This window comes from Pseudoalteromonas sp. LC2018020214 (assembly GCF_016598755.1).
Classification (GTDB): Bacteria; Pseudomonadota; Gammaproteobacteria; order Enterobacterales; family Alteromonadaceae; genus Pseudoalteromonas; species Pseudoalteromonas distincta.
The window spans coordinates 3,174,424-3,191,850 of the sequence record NZ_CP066804.1; the positions used below are offsets into that span (position 1 = coordinate 3,174,424).

The following is a 17,427-nucleotide window of genomic DNA, read 5'->3' on the forward strand; positions in this document are numbered from 1 at the left end:
CCCGCTTTTAAAGCTGGCCCTTAAATCTCATTAAATTTAGAGTCGGTAAAATTCAAATAACTACTTTTGGCAATTTGAGCAAAAAATAGTACTGCGTTGCCCTAATCTAATTTCTTCTAATTCGTTTTCGCACGTCATACATGGCTTGCCTTTACGCCCATATACTAATAACTCTTGAGCAAAATACCCAGGCTTACCATCACTTTGTGCAAAGTCTTTAAGCGTTGTACCACCTTGTGTAATAGCCGCCGCAAGCGTGTCTTTTATAATAGGGATAAGTGCTTGATAGCGTTTGAGCGATACTTTTCCCGCTTCTCGCTTTGGATGTATACCCGCTTTAAATAATGATTCATTCGCGTAAATATTACCAACACCAACCACCACTGCGTTATCCATAATAAACTGCTTTACCGGTACTTTTTTATTGCGCGATTGTTCGTACACGCGTTTAGCAAAAAAATCATCGGTAAGCGGCTCAGGTCCAAGCTTAGAGAGTAGCTTATGCACTTCACCGGGCTCTTGCCATAAGCAACAACCAAAACGACGAGGATCGTTTAAGCGCAGCGCTTTACCGTTGCCAAAAATAAACTCTACATGGTCATGCTTTTTAAGCGGCTCACTTTTATCTACTACACGCAAATTACCTGACATACCCAAATGTAAAATAGTGCTCCCAAGCTCACAATGTAAAAGTAAATATTTAGCTCGTCGTTCAATACTTGTAACAATTAGCCCTTCAAGTTGATACACGTCATCGGGCACTGGCCAGCGCATACTGGCATTGTAAATATTTACCTTTGTAACAACTTGGTTTTGTACGTGGGGAGTGATGCCCATTCGGCTCACTTCTACCTCTGGTAATTCAGGCATTAATTAGACTCACTTTGTGAAAAATCAAAACTAGGGAATAACTGCTGAGCAGTTTTTAAATCGAGTGCGAGTATTCGCTGGCTTCTCTTTTCGAGTAAATAATATTGACCATCGCCTTTGTAGAGCAAATAAACCCACGGCATACTTTCGCCAGCTAACTCAAATGTAGCAACGTATAAAGGCGCATTAGGATTAAAAACAACAGACTCATTAACCCCCATTAACGCCGCGCCTTGCCATTGGTTAACTAAATCACTAAGCTGCTGCTCAGACGCTTTCCACACGAGCGGTATATCTTTTTGTAGTGGTGTTGTACGCCAGCTTGTTCCTATTCGCTCAATTTTTTGATCAACAAATTGCAGTGTGAGTACAAAACTTTGCTGGGGGAGTACAGCTTGTAACGCTGGTTTATCCTCACCTCCTAAAAATTGCTTATGCCAGCCATTTAAAAAGAAGATCATAATCAACATCGAAAATATTATAACGTTGTTCCAACCTTTACGGCCCAGTCGCATATAAATACACCTAGTAAATTCAAGATTTTAAAGTGTAACTAAAACTTAATTGCGCTGTCTATATGTTAAAGGCCGCAGACTTTGTTAGAATATCGACAAATTTAAAGGAGTTCCGTCAATGTCTATGTATGTAGTGGGCCATAAAATCCCAGATTCAGATTCTATTTGTGGTGCAATTGCACTGGCTTATTTAAAAAACCAAATTGATGAGCCAGCAATTCCAACTCGTCTTGGTGAAGTTTCACCTGAAACTCAATTTATTCTTGATAGATTTGGTTTTGAAGCACCAGAGCTTAAGTTAAGCTACGCTGGTGAAGATGTGTATATTGTAGATCACACAGAAAAAACACAAGCACCTGATGATATCGACCAAGCTCGCGTTGTTGGTGTGGTAGATCACCATAAATTAGGTGACTTAACATCATCGACTCCGCTTGAATGTTGGATTCGTCCTGTTGGTTGTTCAAACACCATTATTAAAATGATGTATGACTTCTACAACGTAGAAATCCCTAAAGACATCGCTGGTATCATGATGTGTGCAATTTTAAGCGACACAGTTATATTTAAGTCGCCAACATGTACCACAGCCGATATTAAATGTGTTGAAGCGCTTGCTGAAATTGCAGGCATCGAAGACTTTAAAGAACTTGGTATGGATATGTTCCGCGTTAAATCTGCGGTAGAAGACACACCAGCACGTGATTTAGTAATGCGTGACTTTAAAGATTTCAACATGAACGGTAACCTAGTAGGCATTGGCCAGCTAGAAGTAATCGACCTTGCTGTTTTTGACGATATTAAAGCAGACCTTGCAGCCGATATTGCTAAGCTAAAAGTTGAGGGCAACCGCCACTCTGTATTTTTACTGCTTACCGATATAATGAAAGAAGGCTCAGAAATGCTAATTGTATCTGACGATGCAAACTTAGTTGAGCAGGCTTACGGTGTAAAACCAGAGAATGATAAAGTATGGTTAGATGGTGTACTGAGCCGTAAAAAGCAAGTAGTACCACCACTACAAGATGCATTCACAAAAATCTAATGATACCAATTTTATTAAAAACATGATTATTTTATCGCATTAAATAAATCACTAATTAAATGCTATTGGTATAACGTTTTTTGATTTAAAAGCCTTGTTGGTTATGCCAACGAGGTTTTTTACGTCAATTCGCTAATCATAGTTTAAAAACAAAAAACCCAGCCTAAGCTGGGTTTTTAAATTCTAAAAGAAGAACTAAAATTACTTAATTTTAGCTTCTTTAAAAAGAACATGTTTACGAATCTTTGGATCAAACTTTTTGATTTCCATCTTCTCAGGCATGTTACGTTTGTTTTTGTCAGTAGTGTAGAAAAAACCAGTACCGGCAGTTGAAACTAAACGGATTTTATCGCGCATGATTCAGATCCTTAAACTTTAACGCCGCGAGCACGGATTTCTGTAAGAACCGTGTCGATGCCTTTTTTATCGATAATACGCATACCTTTAGTAGTAGTGCGTAATGTTACAAAACGTTTTTCACTTTCAACCCAAAAACGGTGTGTTTGTAGGTTAGGTAGGAAACGACGTCTAGTCGCGTTTCTCGCGTGTGAACGGTGATTACCAACCGCTGGACGCTTACCTGTAACTTGACATACTTTAGACATGTCTATATATCTCCAATAACTTCGCTCGAGCTTAATTTAATCTAAGGCCGTGTATTTCCGCCCTAGAGATAAATCGAAGGGCGCTCTTTATACAGCTTTTACAGGCAAAGATCAAACACTGATCTATCCAATCAGCTCATATATGTAAATTTGATAGCGGCTAATTATAAAGATCGAATGCCCTTAGGGAAAGTAAAAACTGCATTTAAATTAAACTAATTTGCCAAAACACGTTAAACAGCTCATTTTTAACACACTTATGTGTCTAACAAAGCTAAATCAGGCCTCGCTCGGCAAACGAAACACAGGTTTCTCCACCAACAATGATGTGATCGAGCACACTTATGTCGACCAATTGCAGTGCTTGCTGCAATTTATTAGTAATAAGTTTGTCTGCTTGGCTCGGTTCTGCAATACCACTTGGGTGATTATGCGCAAAAATAACAGCGGCTGCATTATTTTTAAGGGCAGCCTTTACCACTTCACGCGGATAAACACTGGCAGAATTAATTGTGCCATAAAAAAGTATTTCGTCTTTTACTAATCTATTTTGGCTATCTAGGTATAACACCATAAATACTTCTTGTTGCAAGCCTCGCATTTGGATTGTTAGATAGTCATAAACTGAGTTTGGCGAATTAAACACGGCATCTCGTTGGCAACGCTCCTGCATATAACGTTGGCTTAGCTCTAATACAGCTTGTAGCTGCACATACTTAGCGGTCCCTAACCCCTTTTGAGAGCAAAACTCCTCAATACTGGCATTAAACAAATTATGTAGGGTTTTATTTTCATTTAATAGATGCTGAGCCAACTCAATTACATTCATTCCCGGTAACCCTGTTCGTAAAAATATGGCAAGGAGCTCTGCATCAGTAAGCGCTTTAGCTCCTTTGGAGATGAGTTTTTCACGAGGTCGAAGTGAGTTTGGAAGTGAAGTAAGTTGCATTGTTCATCCTTGAGAGGCGAAAGTGTCTTATAAATGTAATGCAAATTTAAAATTTAGCCTGTTATTTCGAATTAAAAAACTTCGCTGTACGGGTAAAGATTTGTTATTTTAAGCCCAATATTTAATAAAAACTGATGAACATTCATGACTAACTTAACAAACAAAAAAATTGTACTAGGTATTACCGGCGGTATTGCAGCTTATAAATGCGCAGAACTCGTTAGGCGATTAAAAGACGCTGGTTGTGAAGTAAAAGTAGTTATGACTGAATCAGCTAAACACTTTATTACACCACTGACCATGCAAGCCGTTAGTGGAGAAACAGTCTCTGACTCATTACTAGACCCTTCTGCTGAAGCTTCAATGGGGCATATTGAATTTGCAAAATGGGCTGACTTAATTTTAGTTGCCCCAGCTACCTGTAATATTATTGCAAAAATGGCAGCCGGCATTGCTGACGACCTACTAACAACGTTACTGCTAGCAACGCCTGCAAAAGTCGCCGTAGCACCAGCCATGAACCAGCAAATGTATGCACACGCAGCTACACAAGCAAATTTAGCCACATTAAAAGCACGTAACGTACTTATTTGGGGCCCAGGTAAAGGTGAACAAGCCTGTGGCGATATCGGCGCTGGGCGCATGTTAGAGCCACATGAGCTAGTTGCACTATGTACAGCAAAAGAGCAACCGCAATTACTTGCAGGAAAAACAATTACAATAACGGCAGGCCCAACGCGTGAGCCTCTCGATCCGGTACGGTTTATATCAAATCACAGTTCTGGAAAAATGGGTTATGCACTAGCAGAAGCCGCTTTGCAATTCGGTGCTAAGGTTAATTTAATTTCGGGTCCTGTCACTATAAAAGCCCCTACTGGCGTAAACCTTATTAATATAGAAAGCGCTGAGGAGCTATTAACTGAGTCACTTACCTATGCACCACAATCTGATGCTTTTATAGGTTGCGCTGCTGTTGCGGATTATCGAGCTGCAAGCATTGCGACTCAAAAAATGAAAAAGCAAGGCGACGAACTCACTCTTACTTTAACTAAAAACCCTGACGTAATTGCAGCTATTGCAAACCTTACACAAAACCGCCCTTATACGGTTGGATTTGCCGCCGAAACTCAAAATGTAGAAAGCTATGCTAAAGGTAAACTACAAAATAAAAATCTAGATATGATTTGCGCTAATGACGTATCAAAAAGTGGCTTAGGGTTTAATTCCGATCATAATGCTTTAACACTGTACTGGCACAATGAACAACTAGAATTACCAACAACAAGTAAAGTAGAAATAGCTCGCAAGGTGATCGAACAGCTGGCTAAACATCTATAAAAAGGCTGGAAACAAACTGAATAAAACATTAACATACGCCAATCATTTGAACAAAAAATGACTAGGGTTCTTAACTGCGCCACTAAGAATAACTAATAAAAAGGAATGTTCATGCCTGCGACAAAAAGAAGTAATCGCAAAGAGCAAATACTGCAAGCACTCGCACAAATGTTAGAAACTAATTTAGGGCAACGCATCACCACAGCAAAACTAGCTGCTGAGGTGGGTGTGTCTGAAGCCGCGCTATACCGTCATTTTCCGAGCAAAGCGCGTATGTTTGAGGGCTTAATTGAGTTTATTGAAGATACCCTTTTATCTCGTATAAATATTATTATTGAAAACGAAAAAGAAAGCCAAACGCGCATTTACAACATTTTATTATTACTTCTAACCTTTGCTGAAAAAAACCCAGGCATTACTCGTATTTTAACGGGTGATGCTCTGCAAGGTGAGCAAGAACGTTTACGCGAACGTGTACAAACCTTGTTTGAAAAACTAGAAACTCAGTTTAAACAAGTACTTCGTGAGCGCAAATTACGTGAAGGTAAAAACTTTCAAAGTGATGAGCTTACACTTGCAAACTTTTTACTAGCCTACGTTGAAGGCAAAATGAATCAATTTGTACGTAGCGATTTTAAAGCAAAACCAAGTGTTCAATTTGAAAAGCAATGGCTTGAGCTACAAAAAATTTGGCTGTAATGTTTGCTAAATTAATAAATTGAATACTAAAAAACGACCTACGGGTCGTTTTGTCGTATGTAGCTGCCATTTATCTGATCCGCTCGAATTATGAACCAAACTCGTTACAATGAAACAATGTCATAATACGAGAATCAATAATGAAAACAAAACTCACCTTATTAAGCACGGCACTCGTTGCCAGCTTAACTAGCACCGGCATACACGCCAAAGAATCGCTACAATTTAAAGACGTATTTAGTTTTAAATCAGCTAAAAGCACACAACTATCTGACAATGGTCAAGTACTCACTTTTAGTGCAACGCCGTATCGTGGAAATGCAACTGGTCAAGTTTACTCACTACAAAGCAATACACTCATCGCAGAAGTAGAACGCGGCACTAAGCCTCATATTAATAAAGCCGCTAACTGGGTCGCTTTTACACAAGTACCTACCTTACTTGAAAAAGAAACAACCAAAAAAAAAGACACACTTAAAAACAATCTGGTACTCGTAAACACACAATCAGGTGCCCAACAAAGCTTTGCTGATGTAAAAGATTACACGTTATCTGATGACGGTATGTGGCTTGCTTATCGTTTAAATAAAAAAGACGATGACGCAAAAGTAGAAGATAAAACCGATAGCACTAAAAACGAAGAAGACAACGCTATCACGCCCGATAAAAAAGATAAGAGCTATGCGCTTGTTATCGTAAATTTATCTGATAAACGCACCCATACAATAGAAAACGTATTTAGCTACGCTATTAACTCAGCTAACAGCCAGCTATTAGTGAGTCAAAGTTACAGCGATGGTAATAACAACCAAATAGCGTTAATTGAGCTCAGTGACTTTAATAGCAGCATATTAATTGATGAACCGGGCGTAATCGCAAATAAAATAGCGTGGCACCCCACTGACAATATTGCAGCGTTTACATTGGGTAACTATGTAAATGATGACACGCGCCGCCGAAACTACACTTTACAGCTATATAAAAACGAGAAGCTCTCAACTATAGATTCACCTAATAAAGCATGGGTTTTAGGTAAAACAGCCACCCTTGAATGGTCAGAAAATGGCGAGCGTTTATATTTTGAAAACCATCCTAAATTGGCAGCCAAAGTAAAAACTAAAGAATATACCGACGAAGCCTCACTATACGATTTTGATACCATACGTGAACACAAAGGCCTTAATGTATGGCACAACAACGATGCGCAAATAAAACCACGTGAAGAGCAGCAATGGAACGAAGTTAATAAAAATCGCCATTACAGTGCGGTGTATCACGTTAACTCGCAAAAAGTTGCGCAACTTAGTACACCAAACATGCCAGAGGTTGCACTAAACCCTCAGCGAGATGTGTCTTTACTTGGCTCATCTAACATCCCCTACCTAGAAAAAATAATGTACGGCGGTTTTTTTGCTGATTACTTTGCAGTAAATATAAATACCGGTAAACAAACTCCAATTATAAGTAACTACCCGTTTAGACCGAGCCTTGCCCCTAATGGTGAGTTTGCGGCTTATTTTAGCGATAGCCAAATACAGTTAAAAGATTTAAAAAATAATAAAGTAACACCGCTTACAAAAGCGATTCAGGCAACCTTTGCTGATGATAAACACGACTACCCATCTACTCAACCTGGTTATGGTTTTGCAGGTTGGATGACCGATAACAGCCAAGTGCTTGCTTATAGTAAATACGATATTTGGGCGTTTGATGTAAAAACGCAGCAAGCTAAACGCCTAACTAATGGTAAGCAAAGCAATACGCAGTACCGTGTTATTAAGCTTGATAAAACCCAAGTGGGCTTTAAAAAAGGCGATACATTACTTGTCTCTGCTATTAACTTACAAACTAAACAAAGCGAAGTTGCAAAGCTCGACTTAACCACTAACACACTAACTAAGGTGCTTAGCGGTAATAAACGCTTTGATATGGTTAAAAAAGCCAAAAAGGCTGACAAGTACTTATTTACCTCGCAAACTTATAGCCAATTTCCTGATTACTACCAAACAGATTTTAGCTTTAGCGCACCAAAACAAGTGACCACCCTAAACCCACAAATTAGTAATTTTGCATGGGGCGAAAAGCCAGAACTAATAAGCTATAAAGGCTTTGACGATGAAGATTTACAAGGCGTATTAATAAAACCTGCGGGATATAAAAAAGGCGATAAAGTACCTGTGGTAGTGTATTTTTATCGTTACATGAGTCAACGCATGTTTGATTTTCCAAAAATGGAATTAAACCATCGCCCTAATTTCCCTATGTTTACCTCAAACGGTTATGCGGTATTTTTACCTGATATTCGTTTTGAAATAGGTCACCCGGGTAAATCGTCAACGCAAACCATGATAAACGCCACCCAAAAATTAATAGATTTAGGCATAGCCGACCCAGATAAAATAGGCTTACAAGGTCACTCTTGGGCAGGCTATCAAAGTGCGTTTATGATAACCCAAACAGATATGTTTAAAGCGGTTGTATCTGGCGCGCCAGTATCAAACATGACAAGTGCTTACAGTGGCATACGTTTAAAATCAGGTCTTGCTCGTCAGTTTCAATACGAAACAGGGCAAAGCCGTATAGGTAAAAACTTATTTGAAGCACCAGAGCTGTACATAGAAAACTCACCGGTGTTTTTTGCAGATAAAGTAAATACCCCTATTTTAATTATGTTTGGCGATAAAGACGATGCAGTGCCTTGGCACGAAGGCGTGCAGTACTACTTAGCACTTCGCCGCGCTGGTAAAGATGCAACCTTTTTACAATACGAAGGTGAACCACACCACTTGAAAAAGTTTCCTAATCAGGTCGATTTTTCAGTACGTATGATGCAGTACTTTGATCATTACTTAAAAGGCAAACCAGCTGCAAAGTGGATGACACAAGGCGAAGCATTCGTTGAAGAGTAAATAACCCACACAAAAAAGCCGATATTACATAAAACAATATCGGCTTTTTCGTTTTTAAAATGTGTATTTCTTATACCAATTCGCTTAATTAAATAAGCTATTTTGAGGCTGGAAAAACGTGTTGATAGCTAGGCAAAAAATTCAATATTTAGTTGTTCTCGGCAATTGCTCCTGCATTGCTCTACCTTCTGCATCCATGCAGTCGTAAATGAGAATTTTTTAACGCAGGTAGCGACACGTTTAGCCCCGCAAAATGATTAAGTATTATTGCGGATTGGTATTAAGCTACAAACACAACTCTCTAAATGGCAATGTGGCTGCGCCAATTGATACCGGAAAATTATCAATATTAGATACCACCAGCTTTGGCATAGGGCGTTTAGCGCCACGTCTAAATTGTGCATAAACCTCAGTTCGTGCAATAACTTTTTCAGCCAACTCTTTTGGAATATGGCCACCAATAATAATCGCTTCAGCATCTAATAATGCAGAGCAACAGGTTGCTACTAAATCAAATGAGTCTTGAACTTTAAACAGCCATTCTTCAACACCTGGCCAATCGGGGTCAAAGTTGTCATGCAGGTCGTAAATAGAAGTAACCGCTACGCCATTTTTTTTCAAAATACGTTTTAGTAATTCAAGATTGGGGTGGGCATATAATTTAGGCGGTAGCATGTCGCCAAGCTCACCTGCATTTCCGTATGTACCGCGCAGTACGTCGCCATTATTTACAATACCGCCACCAAATGCGGCCGACACAAACATATAAACAAAGTTTTTATACTCGCGTCCAATACCAGCAACACCCTCACCTGCGGCTGCGCCTGTAGCATCGTTAACAACCCAAGTAGGGAGTTGAAAATGCTGCGACACAATATCGATAATATCAACCTGCGACCACTCTTCTAGCATATGGTGGGTATTCATTTTCCCATCCATTGAGCTAAAAAAGCCAGAGATACCCACACCCATTCCCAGTACTTTTTCACTTGGAATGTCACGCTCAGCGCTTATATCTTCTACCAGCTTTTGTGCACATTTAAGCACATTATTAATGCTCATATCCGACATTAGCTGCATATGGGTATAAACCACCTTTCCCGTAAAATCCATTACGGCAAGCGAAATAGCATCAAGCAAAATAGCTAAGCCAAAGGTAAATCCGTAATCGGGATTAAGGGCAATGCCAAATCCAGGTTTGCCTTTTTTATTAGGAATTAGCGTATCAGTTTGTACAATTACACCGTGTTGGGTTAACGACTTAAGTAAACGCGACACAGTTTGCTGTGGAATACGAGTTGCGCTCACAATATGACTTTGAGTTACGCACTTTTCCCAAAACACCACTTTTATAATATCGCGCTCAATATCTTGAAATAGCTTTTCGCCTTTTCCAAGCTCAAAACCAGAGCGTAATAAGTTACTGTTGTTTAACGAAAACATAGGTATTAACCCTAACAAAATTGGAGCACAAGATTACGTGAAACCATTATAAAGAACAAGTGGGCAAACTGCGCCTACTCAATCACTATCACTCTAAAATCGTTCACATTTGTGTTAGTTGGCCCAGTAATAATTAAATCATCAATAGCTTTAAAAAACTGATGGCTATTATGACCTTCTAACTGTGCATGTAAGTTTTCGCCAGCATCTTGTGCGCGAGCAATCGTACTGTTATTTATATACGCACCCGCTACATCTTTACTACCATCTACACCATCGGTATCACAAGCAAGTGCGTAAATACCCGCTTCGCCATTAAGTGCCTCAGCCAACGCCATTAAGTATTCTTGATTGGGCCCGCCATCGCCATAAATATCAGCAACGGTTACGGTAAGCTCGCCACCAGAGAACAACATAACGCGCTTGCCTTGGGATTTTTGATCAAGAGCGATAGCCGCATGTTGCTTTGCAACCTCTTTAGCCTCGCCTTGAATATCATACCCTAGTACCTGGGTTTCCCAGCCTTCGTGCTGTGCAACACTTATAGCGCTATCAATAGCATGCTGTGCATTTGCAACAATAAAGTACTCACCCACGGTGTCAGCAACTCGTTCTTGCTCTGGTTTTAATAAATGCGCTTCAACCTCTGCAATTACCGGCCAATTGTACTTTTGTAAAATAGCCAGTGCATCGGCTTTAGTACTGCCATCGCTAATAGTAGGGCCTGATGCTATATCACTTGGTTTGTCCCCTACTACATCTGAAATAATGAGCGTAACGTAATCCGACTTAGCGGCCTGCGCTAACTTACCGCCTTTAACAAGTGACAACTGCTTACGCACTACATTTATTTCATCAACGCTTGCACCACTTCTAAGTAAAAACTGATTAAGCTTTTGCTTTTGTGAAAAAGGCACATCATCAACAGGTAGGCACATCAACGACGAACCGCCCCCCGAAATAATAAACAAAATAGGAATATCAGCCGGATTATTTTTTACAAGTTCTAATAACTCTTTGCCAGCGGCTAAGCTGTTATCGTCTGGTGTTGGGTGGTTTGCACTAAGCACTTTAATTCGCCCAGTATCACCGCTACTTTCGTAGCCATAACGCGTTACCACTGCGCCAAAACATTTATCACCATAAAAGCGATTAACTTCGGCGGCCATTTCAGCGGCGGCTTTACCCGCCCCTACTACACACAAACCTTTGCTTGCATCTATATTTTCTAAATACTTACTCATGCAAGCACTTGGTTTACAGGCATTTACCGCAGTGGTAAATAAATCAATTAAAAACGACTTTTTAGAATCCATTAGTCACAGCTCACGAAAAAATTGAAGGAATAGCTAAACAAATTAATATCATCACAATAAACATGCTAAGTAGCATAACGATATCTTTGCCAGTTAAAATTGAGTTTGATACGGTCTCGGCATTTTGTACTTTTGTGACTTCGTTTACCTCTCTTGGAATTAAACGACTCGTAACATAAATAATCACCGCAGCGCTTACAAAACCGATAAAATTCCACCAAAACCAAAAAACATCTGGCGCAAATACCGACACCAACAAATTAATTAATACACCACTAATTAAGCCAATATTGGCATGCAATGCAGCACTGCGTTTACTTAATACAGCAACTAAAAATACCGCCAATATTGGGCCATAAAATAACGAGCCGACTTTGTTAATAGCTTCAATAATGGTCGGCGCAATGTCACCGGCAAAAAGTGATAGTACTAAGGTAATTGCGCCCCATGCTAAACCTAAGTATTTAGCTAACTTTAAGTAAGATGGTTGGTCTAGCTCTTTATTTGAAATACGGCTGTAATCTTCAATACTTACCGCCGAAAGTGAATTAATTGCAGAGCTAAGTGACGACATCGCTGCCGACAAAATAGCGACAACTAACAAACCAATTAAGCCGTGCGGTAGGTAATCTAAAATAAATATAGGCATCATCCAATCAGGGTTATCTGCTGGAATTTTTGCTAAAAATTCAGGGTTACTCATTGCCAGTGTGCCAACGATTAAACCCGACACACAATATAAAATAGTAATAGGGAAGCGCACTACACCATTTGCTAAAATCATGTAGCGTAGATTTTTAGGATCTTTTGCACTGAGCGCACGCTGCGCTTGCGTTTGGTCACATCCGTAGTAAGAGGCGTAAAGTACCACACCACCAAAAATCATCGGTAAAAAGCCAAAGCCATCACCACTAAAACCAAATGAATCAAACTTAATCGCTTCTAATCGGCTCGAGTCAACATTGGCAATAAAGGTATCAACCCCACCTAAGTGATATAGTCCAAACCCAATACAAGCAATAGTACCCAGTACAATGATGATCATTTGAATTGCATCACCGTACACTACAGCTTTCATCCCGCCTTGCAATGAATACAAAACGGTTATAACACCCGTTAGTACAATAGCTTGCCATGCTTCTATTCCCATGGTGCCTTGTAATATAAGCGATACCGCGTAAATCATAATGCCGGTGGCAAACGCACGGCTAAATTGAAACACCACACTAATAAGCACACGGGTTGAGCGGCCAAAGCGCATTTCTAGATAATCGTAAATACTGACAATGCCGCTTTTATAAAGCTTGGGTAAAATAGTCGCTAAAATTAAAATCATCGCCAGCGGAACACCCAACTCATACGAGAGCCATTGCATACCACCGCCTTCACGCAAACCAACAAATGCAGGAGCCGAAATAAAGCTAATAGCCGAAAGTTGAGTGGCCATTACCGACAAAGCCAAAGGTTTCCAACCTAAGCTTTTACCCCCTAAAAAGTAATCACTTTTATTGGTTTGTTCGCGTAGCATAAATCCCATTACCAATAAGGCACCAAGATAAAGAGCAACTATTGAAAAATCTAATATATTCATAATTTATTCGCGTATTCACAATATGAAAACACTGCGCCTTTTCAAAATTAAAATACCAAACGGCTACCTGCCCTTACCTTTTTGAATAAACGAGCCTAGTCAAAAAGATAAACCTGTAGCTAACTTAGCTGAAAAATGCATCACAATGCAAAAAGCCTATTAACCCCAAAGTGAGTTAATAGGCATAAAGCATTTATTTAAAAGTCGTATTTAACTCTTAAAGTAACGCGTCGTGGGAGAATTGGGCGACCTACAAAGTATGGGTTATCTGCCGTTTGGCTGTTACCTAGACGAGGCGAACCTTCAGTAACACCGTCAGAATCAAACAGGTTAAATACCCCAACGCTTAAGCGTACTGTTTGCTCTGGTGCAACTTGCCAGTTATAGCCTGCATCAAATCTAAATAAGTGGAATGAATCAAGTTCCACAGAGTTTGCATCATTAGCAAAGTTTTTACCTGTAAAGTTATGGTAAATCGATGCATCCCAGTTATCTGAGGTGTAGCTAATAGATGAGTTAAATAATATTTTTGGTTTACGACGTAATTCGTTACCAATAATAGAAGGGTCTGAGTCAAATTCAGTAAATTCGTGATCGGTATAGGTCATGTTGGCATCAACAGCCCACTCATCGGTAATATCGTAACGACCGGTAAGCTCAACACCCGTTGCTTTAGTTGATTGCATAACTGGCAGCTCTAATACGCCCCCATTACCATCATTTACAAAGTCTACGCTGCGTCTGTCTTTTAAGTCAGTTCTAAATAACGCAATGCTGCCGCTAAAGTCGTTATCAAAAAACTTAACACCTAGCTCGCCTTGCTCAACAATTTCGGCTTCGTAGCTGGCAGGCTCGCCTAAATCATTAAACTGAATACCTCTAATTTCTGGGAAGAAAAACCCGCGAGATGCATTGGCATATACATTTAAATTATCAGTTAAGCGATATAACGCCGCCCCTGATACAGCAAATTCAGACGTGTCGACTTCGCCGTAAGTCATTACACCACTGCCCGTAGTGTTAACTTGTAAGTTAGGTGCAAGCGTTGGATCATCTGAAATCTGAACTACTTGGCTGCCTTCGCGACTAATTTTTCCTTCAATTTCTTCGTAGCGAACACCAAAGTCAAAAATCCAATCGTCGCTTTCCATTTGATCCGCTACGTACAATGCTCTGCGGGTAGCGCTAATGGTTTGGTTAGTATAAGAAATGCCTGGGCCACTAATACCATTTTGAGTGTACTGAACCTCATCGCCATTAACATCGGTATACGTTAAGTCGATTAAGCGAGGGTTGTTATTAAACTCACCTAAATAAGTTGTAATAACGTTATCGTCGTCGGCTTCACTGTGCGAGAAAAATGTACCGACTGTAATATCATGGCTAAAATCACCTACAAAAATACTTTTGATGATATTAAATTCTGCAGAAAAATCTTCAGCTGGGCGGTCGCGGTCTAAAATACGGTTAGCAAATAGTAAGTCATCGCTTGCAAGTGCGACACCTGAATTAACATAAGAAAACTCAGCACCGCTTGCATCACCTAGCCCTCTGTTAGCTAAAAAGTCGTCTTGGCTTTCAGGTACATTAATAATACCGTCGCCGTCTAAAAATAGATTAAATTCGTGTTGGTATTTAGCGTATTTACTGCGCATATTAATGGCAAAATCGTTAGCGAGTTCTTTTTCAAACACCACTGAAATAGAACCACCTTTAGTAACTACACCATCACTGATTGGCGATTCATAACGACCATTTGCTGTATCGTACGTTAAGTTAGATACTTGCGCCGTTTGCAGTGATTCGACTTCACGACCATCATTACCAATTAAGCGCTTGCGGCTGTCGCCATCAAGTGGAATAGGTAAGTAAAACTGAGCTTGGTCGTCAATGTACTGTCCGTAAACAGTAAATGAGCCAGAGCCATCATCAAATTCTTTACGAATATTACCACGCAACTGTGTACCTTTAGTCTCAAGGCCTGTATCTAAAGGGCCCTCGTCGTAACGGTAAAAACCAGAAAGCGCATAATATAAGCCGTCTTCGTTAAGTGGACCGCTCGTTGCAAAATCTAAGCGAGTACGCCCTTGGTCAGAAAGCTCCATTTGTACGGTACTTTGCGGATCATCACTGCCCGTTTTAGAAATATAGTTAATAATGCCGGCCACAGAACCTTGGCCAAATAAATTAGATACACCACCACGCACAAACTCTACGCGCTCAATACCCAAATCATTACGGTAATACACATCAAACGCCGATGAGTTTAAACCAAAAACACTCAAACTAGGTGAACCGTCGTACGACAGTGGCGTAAACTGAAACTGACCCGATGAAGGTAAGCCTCTTACTTGTAGGTTAGTAGCGACTTCACCGCCACCGCCTTCTACTTTAATACCCGGAATATAGCGAAGCACATCCGCTTGGCTACTTGAAGACAGCTTTACCAGCTCGTCTTCACTAATAGATGTTACTGATTGTGGAGTGTCTGAAATAACACGCCCTTTACTGGTACCAGAGACGATAATACGCTCAACGTTGTTAGCTTTTTTTGCTGTATCTGGTGCAGCTTCTTCTGCTGCATAAGCGCCCTGTGCAAGGCATAAAGATACAATAGAGGCGATCGTTGTTTTATTCACGGGTATTCTCCAATTGTGCTAGTTGTCTGTGTGTATTTACTTAGAGTGTGGCTAAGCAAAGCCGAAATAATCAAGTAAACATGTTAGTTTTTTGTTACTTCGAACAGGATTTAAGCACAGAAAAAAAACATTTACAACCCATAATGAGTGCTTTAATATTATCCAAATCGGAAATAACACACAAAGAGCACCCAATATGACTACTATAAACAGCGGTAAAATTGACTCAGCAACGGCTTCATCGCTTGCAGACCTTGCTACTAAAACACTTATAGCAAACGACTTAGGTGGCTATACAGTACCAACACATGGCCTATACCCGTTTCAGTGGAACTGGGATTCAGCCATTACAGCGCTAGGCTGGATGAAATCAGACGAAAGCCGCGCATGGCAAGAAATTGATGTGTTATTTTCAGGCCAATGGGATGATGGCATGGTGCCGCACATCTTGTTTCATAAAGATTCTGATACTTATTTCCCTGGCCCTGACGTATGGGGTTCGGATAAAAAAATTAAAAGTACGTCTATTTCACAGCCGCCAGTAGTCGCCACTGTAATGAAAGAAATGCTTGCCAGTGCGAAAGATAAAGCACTTGCAGAACAAAAAGTTAAAGCGTTATTTTCACAAGTAGTTGATTATCATTTATGGTGGTACAACGACCGAGATCCTGAAAAAACAGGCTTAGTAGTAACCTACCACCCGTGGGAATCGGGCATGGATAACAGCCCATCGTGGGATGACGCTCTTCATGCTGTGCCATGTGTGGATTGGGAATATACGCGCCGTGATACAAGTCATGTAGATTCTTCTCAGCGTCCACATAAAAGTGAATACGACCGCTTTTTATACCTTGTAGACTTTTTTAAACGTAACAACTTTGACAGTAAAGTAATTTACGAAACCTGTCCGTACAAAATGAATGACCTAGGTATTATTGCTATTTTACACCGTGCAACCAAAGATTTACTCAAAATGGGTGAACAACTTGGCTTAAACGATGCTCGCACTGATTACTTAGCACAGCGTTTACAAATAACAGAGCAAGCCATAAATACTTTATGGTGTGAACAAAGCCAGTACTTTTATTGCAGAGATGTATTAACTAACAGCTTGGCTAAAGTTAAAACATCAGCCGCGCTCTTAACTGTATATGCAGGTTTAACAAGCGATGAGCAAACTAAAATAATTAATACAGCCACCGAAGATTTTATTGAGTCGAGCCAGTTTAGTGTGGCATCTACTCACCCTAAAGAGGAAAAATACGAGCCACAACGCTACTGGCGTGGCCCGATTTGGTTACACATCAACTGGATGATAGCCATAGGCCTTAAAGAAGCAGGCTTTGCAACAACGGCTGACAAAATTCAAGATGACACTCGCAACCTAGTTGTTAAGTCAGGCTACTACGAATATTTTAACCCAGAAACAGGTGCAGGCTGTGGTGGTAAAGATTTCTCGTGGACAGCGGCAATAGCATTACATTGGCTACTTGACTAATAACTAAGGC

14 protein-coding genes are annotated in these 17,427 nt (G+C 40.1%); 5 read left to right on the forward strand and 9 right to left on the reverse strand.

The features are described 5' to 3' along the window. Positions 1-60 precede the first annotated feature (60 nt). Entirely contained in the window at positions 61-870 is an 810-nt protein-coding gene (mutM, locus tag JG479_RS14130) for a bifunctional DNA-formamidopyrimidine glycosylase/DNA-(apurinic or apyrimidinic site) lyase (RefSeq protein ID WP_004335526.1), read from the reverse strand. Beyond that, complete coding sequence (locus tag JG479_RS14135) at positions 870-1,385, reverse strand: hypothetical protein (RefSeq protein WP_200219532.1); 516 nt, start codon at positions 1,383-1,385, stop codon at positions 870-872. The genes mutM and JG479_RS14135 overlap by 1 nt, the downstream gene beginning before the upstream one ends. A 118-nt stretch (positions 1,386-1,503) precedes the next feature. Here JG479_RS14135 and JG479_RS14140 point away from each other — a divergent pair, with 118 nt between their 5' ends. Continuing rightward, positions 1,504-2,430, forward strand: coding sequence for a manganese-dependent inorganic pyrophosphatase (locus tag JG479_RS14140; RefSeq protein WP_004335532.1), 927 nt, complete (start codon positions 1,504-1,506; stop codon positions 2,428-2,430). Positions 2,431-2,631: 201 nt separating this feature from the next. Here JG479_RS14140 and rpmG read toward each other — a convergent pair whose 3' ends face one another. From rpmG to radC, 3 genes are all read right to left on the reverse strand, one after another. Then, positions 2,632-2,787 carry a 50S ribosomal protein L33 gene (gene rpmG / locus JG479_RS14145; protein WP_004335545.1) on the reverse strand — a complete coding sequence of 52 codons (156 nt, stop codon included), beginning with the start codon at positions 2,785-2,787 and terminating at the stop codon, positions 2,632-2,634. An 11-nt stretch (positions 2,788-2,798) separates the two neighbouring features. Beyond that, entirely contained in the window at positions 2,799-3,035 is a 237-nt protein-coding gene (gene rpmB / locus JG479_RS14150; RefSeq protein ID WP_004335549.1) for a 50S ribosomal protein L28, read from the reverse strand. Positions 3,036-3,309: 274 nt separating this feature from the next. Then, a complete protein-coding gene (radC, locus tag JG479_RS14155) occupies positions 3,310-3,984 on the reverse strand; it encodes a RadC family protein (protein WP_024590645.1) in 675 nt (224 codons plus the stop codon). 144 nt (positions 3,985-4,128) lie between these two features. On the opposite strand from radC, the gene coaBC reads away from it, so the two are divergent. From coaBC to JG479_RS14170, 3 genes are all read left to right on the forward strand, one after another. Then, a complete protein-coding gene (coaBC, locus tag JG479_RS14160; RefSeq protein WP_138489677.1) occupies positions 4,129-5,322 on the forward strand; it encodes a bifunctional phosphopantothenoylcysteine decarboxylase/phosphopantothenate--cysteine ligase CoaBC in 1,194 nt (397 codons plus the stop codon). A gap of 111 nt (positions 5,323-5,433) precedes the next feature. Beyond that, entirely contained in the window at positions 5,434-6,021 is a 588-nt protein-coding gene (gene slmA / locus JG479_RS14165) for a nucleoid occlusion factor SlmA (protein ID WP_004335558.1), read from the forward strand. Between the two features lie 140 nt (positions 6,022-6,161). Further along, complete coding sequence (locus JG479_RS14170) at positions 6,162-8,930, forward strand: S9 family peptidase (RefSeq protein WP_200219533.1); 2,769 nt, start codon at positions 6,162-6,164, stop codon at positions 8,928-8,930. 285 nt (positions 8,931-9,215) lie between these two features. Here the strand turns inward: JG479_RS14170 and JG479_RS14175 are convergent, their stop codons facing one another. From JG479_RS14175 to JG479_RS14190, 4 genes are all read right to left on the reverse strand, one after another. Beyond that, positions 9,216-10,373, reverse strand: coding sequence for an ROK family transcriptional regulator (locus JG479_RS14175; RefSeq protein WP_002957728.1), 1,158 nt, complete (start codon positions 10,371-10,373; stop codon positions 9,216-9,218). A gap of 74 nt (positions 10,374-10,447) precedes the next feature. Continuing rightward, complete coding sequence (locus JG479_RS14180) at positions 10,448-11,689, reverse strand: glycerate kinase type-2 family protein (RefSeq protein WP_138489680.1); 1,242 nt, start codon at positions 11,687-11,689, stop codon at positions 10,448-10,450. Between the two features lie 10 nt (positions 11,690-11,699). Beyond that, the gene (locus JG479_RS14185) at positions 11,700-13,280 is read right to left on the reverse strand and encodes a sodium:solute symporter (RefSeq protein ID WP_033020476.1); all 1,581 of its coding nucleotides are present in this window, start codon (positions 13,278-13,280) and stop codon (positions 11,700-11,702) included. Between the two features lie 197 nt (positions 13,281-13,477). Next, on the reverse strand, positions 13,478-15,919 hold the full coding sequence (locus JG479_RS14190) for a TonB-dependent receptor (RefSeq protein ID WP_200219534.1): 2,442 nt from the start codon (positions 15,917-15,919) through the stop codon (positions 13,478-13,480). Between the two features lie 196 nt (positions 15,920-16,115). On the opposite strand from JG479_RS14190, the gene JG479_RS14195 reads away from it, so the two are divergent. Next, a complete protein-coding gene (locus JG479_RS14195) occupies positions 16,116-17,417 on the forward strand; it encodes an MGH1-like glycoside hydrolase domain-containing protein (protein ID WP_200219535.1) in 1,302 nt (433 codons plus the stop codon). The last annotated feature ends 10 nt before the right edge of the window (positions 17,418-17,427 follow it).

Coding starts and splice junctions, on each gene's coding strand:
- coaBC (WP_138489677.1), top strand. CDS start 4,129: ATGACTAACTTAACAAACAAAAAAATTGTACTAGGTATTACCGGCGGT.
- JG479_RS14185 (WP_033020476.1), bottom strand. CDS start 13,280: ATGAATATATTAGATTTTTCAATAGTTGCTCTTTATCTTGGTGCCTTA.
- slmA (WP_004335558.1), top strand. CDS start 5,434: ATGCCTGCGACAAAAAGAAGTAATCGCAAAGAGCAAATACTGCAAGCA.
- JG479_RS14170 (WP_200219533.1), top strand. CDS start 6,162: ATGAAAACAAAACTCACCTTATTAAGCACGGCACTCGTTGCCAGCTTA.
- JG479_RS14180 (WP_138489680.1), bottom strand. CDS start 11,689: ATGGATTCTAAAAAGTCGTTTTTAATTGATTTATTTACCACTGCGGTA.
- JG479_RS14135 (WP_200219532.1), bottom strand. CDS start 1,385: ATGCGACTGGGCCGTAAAGGTTGGAACAACGTTATAATATTTTCGATG.
- JG479_RS14140 (WP_004335532.1), top strand. CDS start 1,504: ATGTCTATGTATGTAGTGGGCCATAAAATCCCAGATTCAGATTCTATT.
- rpmB (WP_004335549.1), bottom strand. CDS start 3,035: ATGTCTAAAGTATGTCAAGTTACAGGTAAGCGTCCAGCGGTTGGTAAT.
- JG479_RS14175 (WP_002957728.1), bottom strand. CDS start 10,373: ATGTTTTCGTTAAACAACAGTAACTTATTACGCTCTGGTTTTGAGCTT.
- mutM (WP_004335526.1), bottom strand. CDS start 870: ATGCCTGAATTACCAGAGGTAGAAGTGAGCCGAATGGGCATCACTCCC.
- radC (WP_024590645.1), bottom strand. CDS start 3,984: ATGCAACTTACTTCACTTCCAAACTCACTTCGACCTCGTGAAAAACTC.
- JG479_RS14195 (WP_200219535.1), top strand. CDS start 16,116: ATGACTACTATAAACAGCGGTAAAATTGACTCAGCAACGGCTTCATCG.
- rpmG (WP_004335545.1), bottom strand. CDS start 2,787: ATGCGCGATAAAATCCGTTTAGTTTCAACTGCCGGTACTGGTTTTTTC.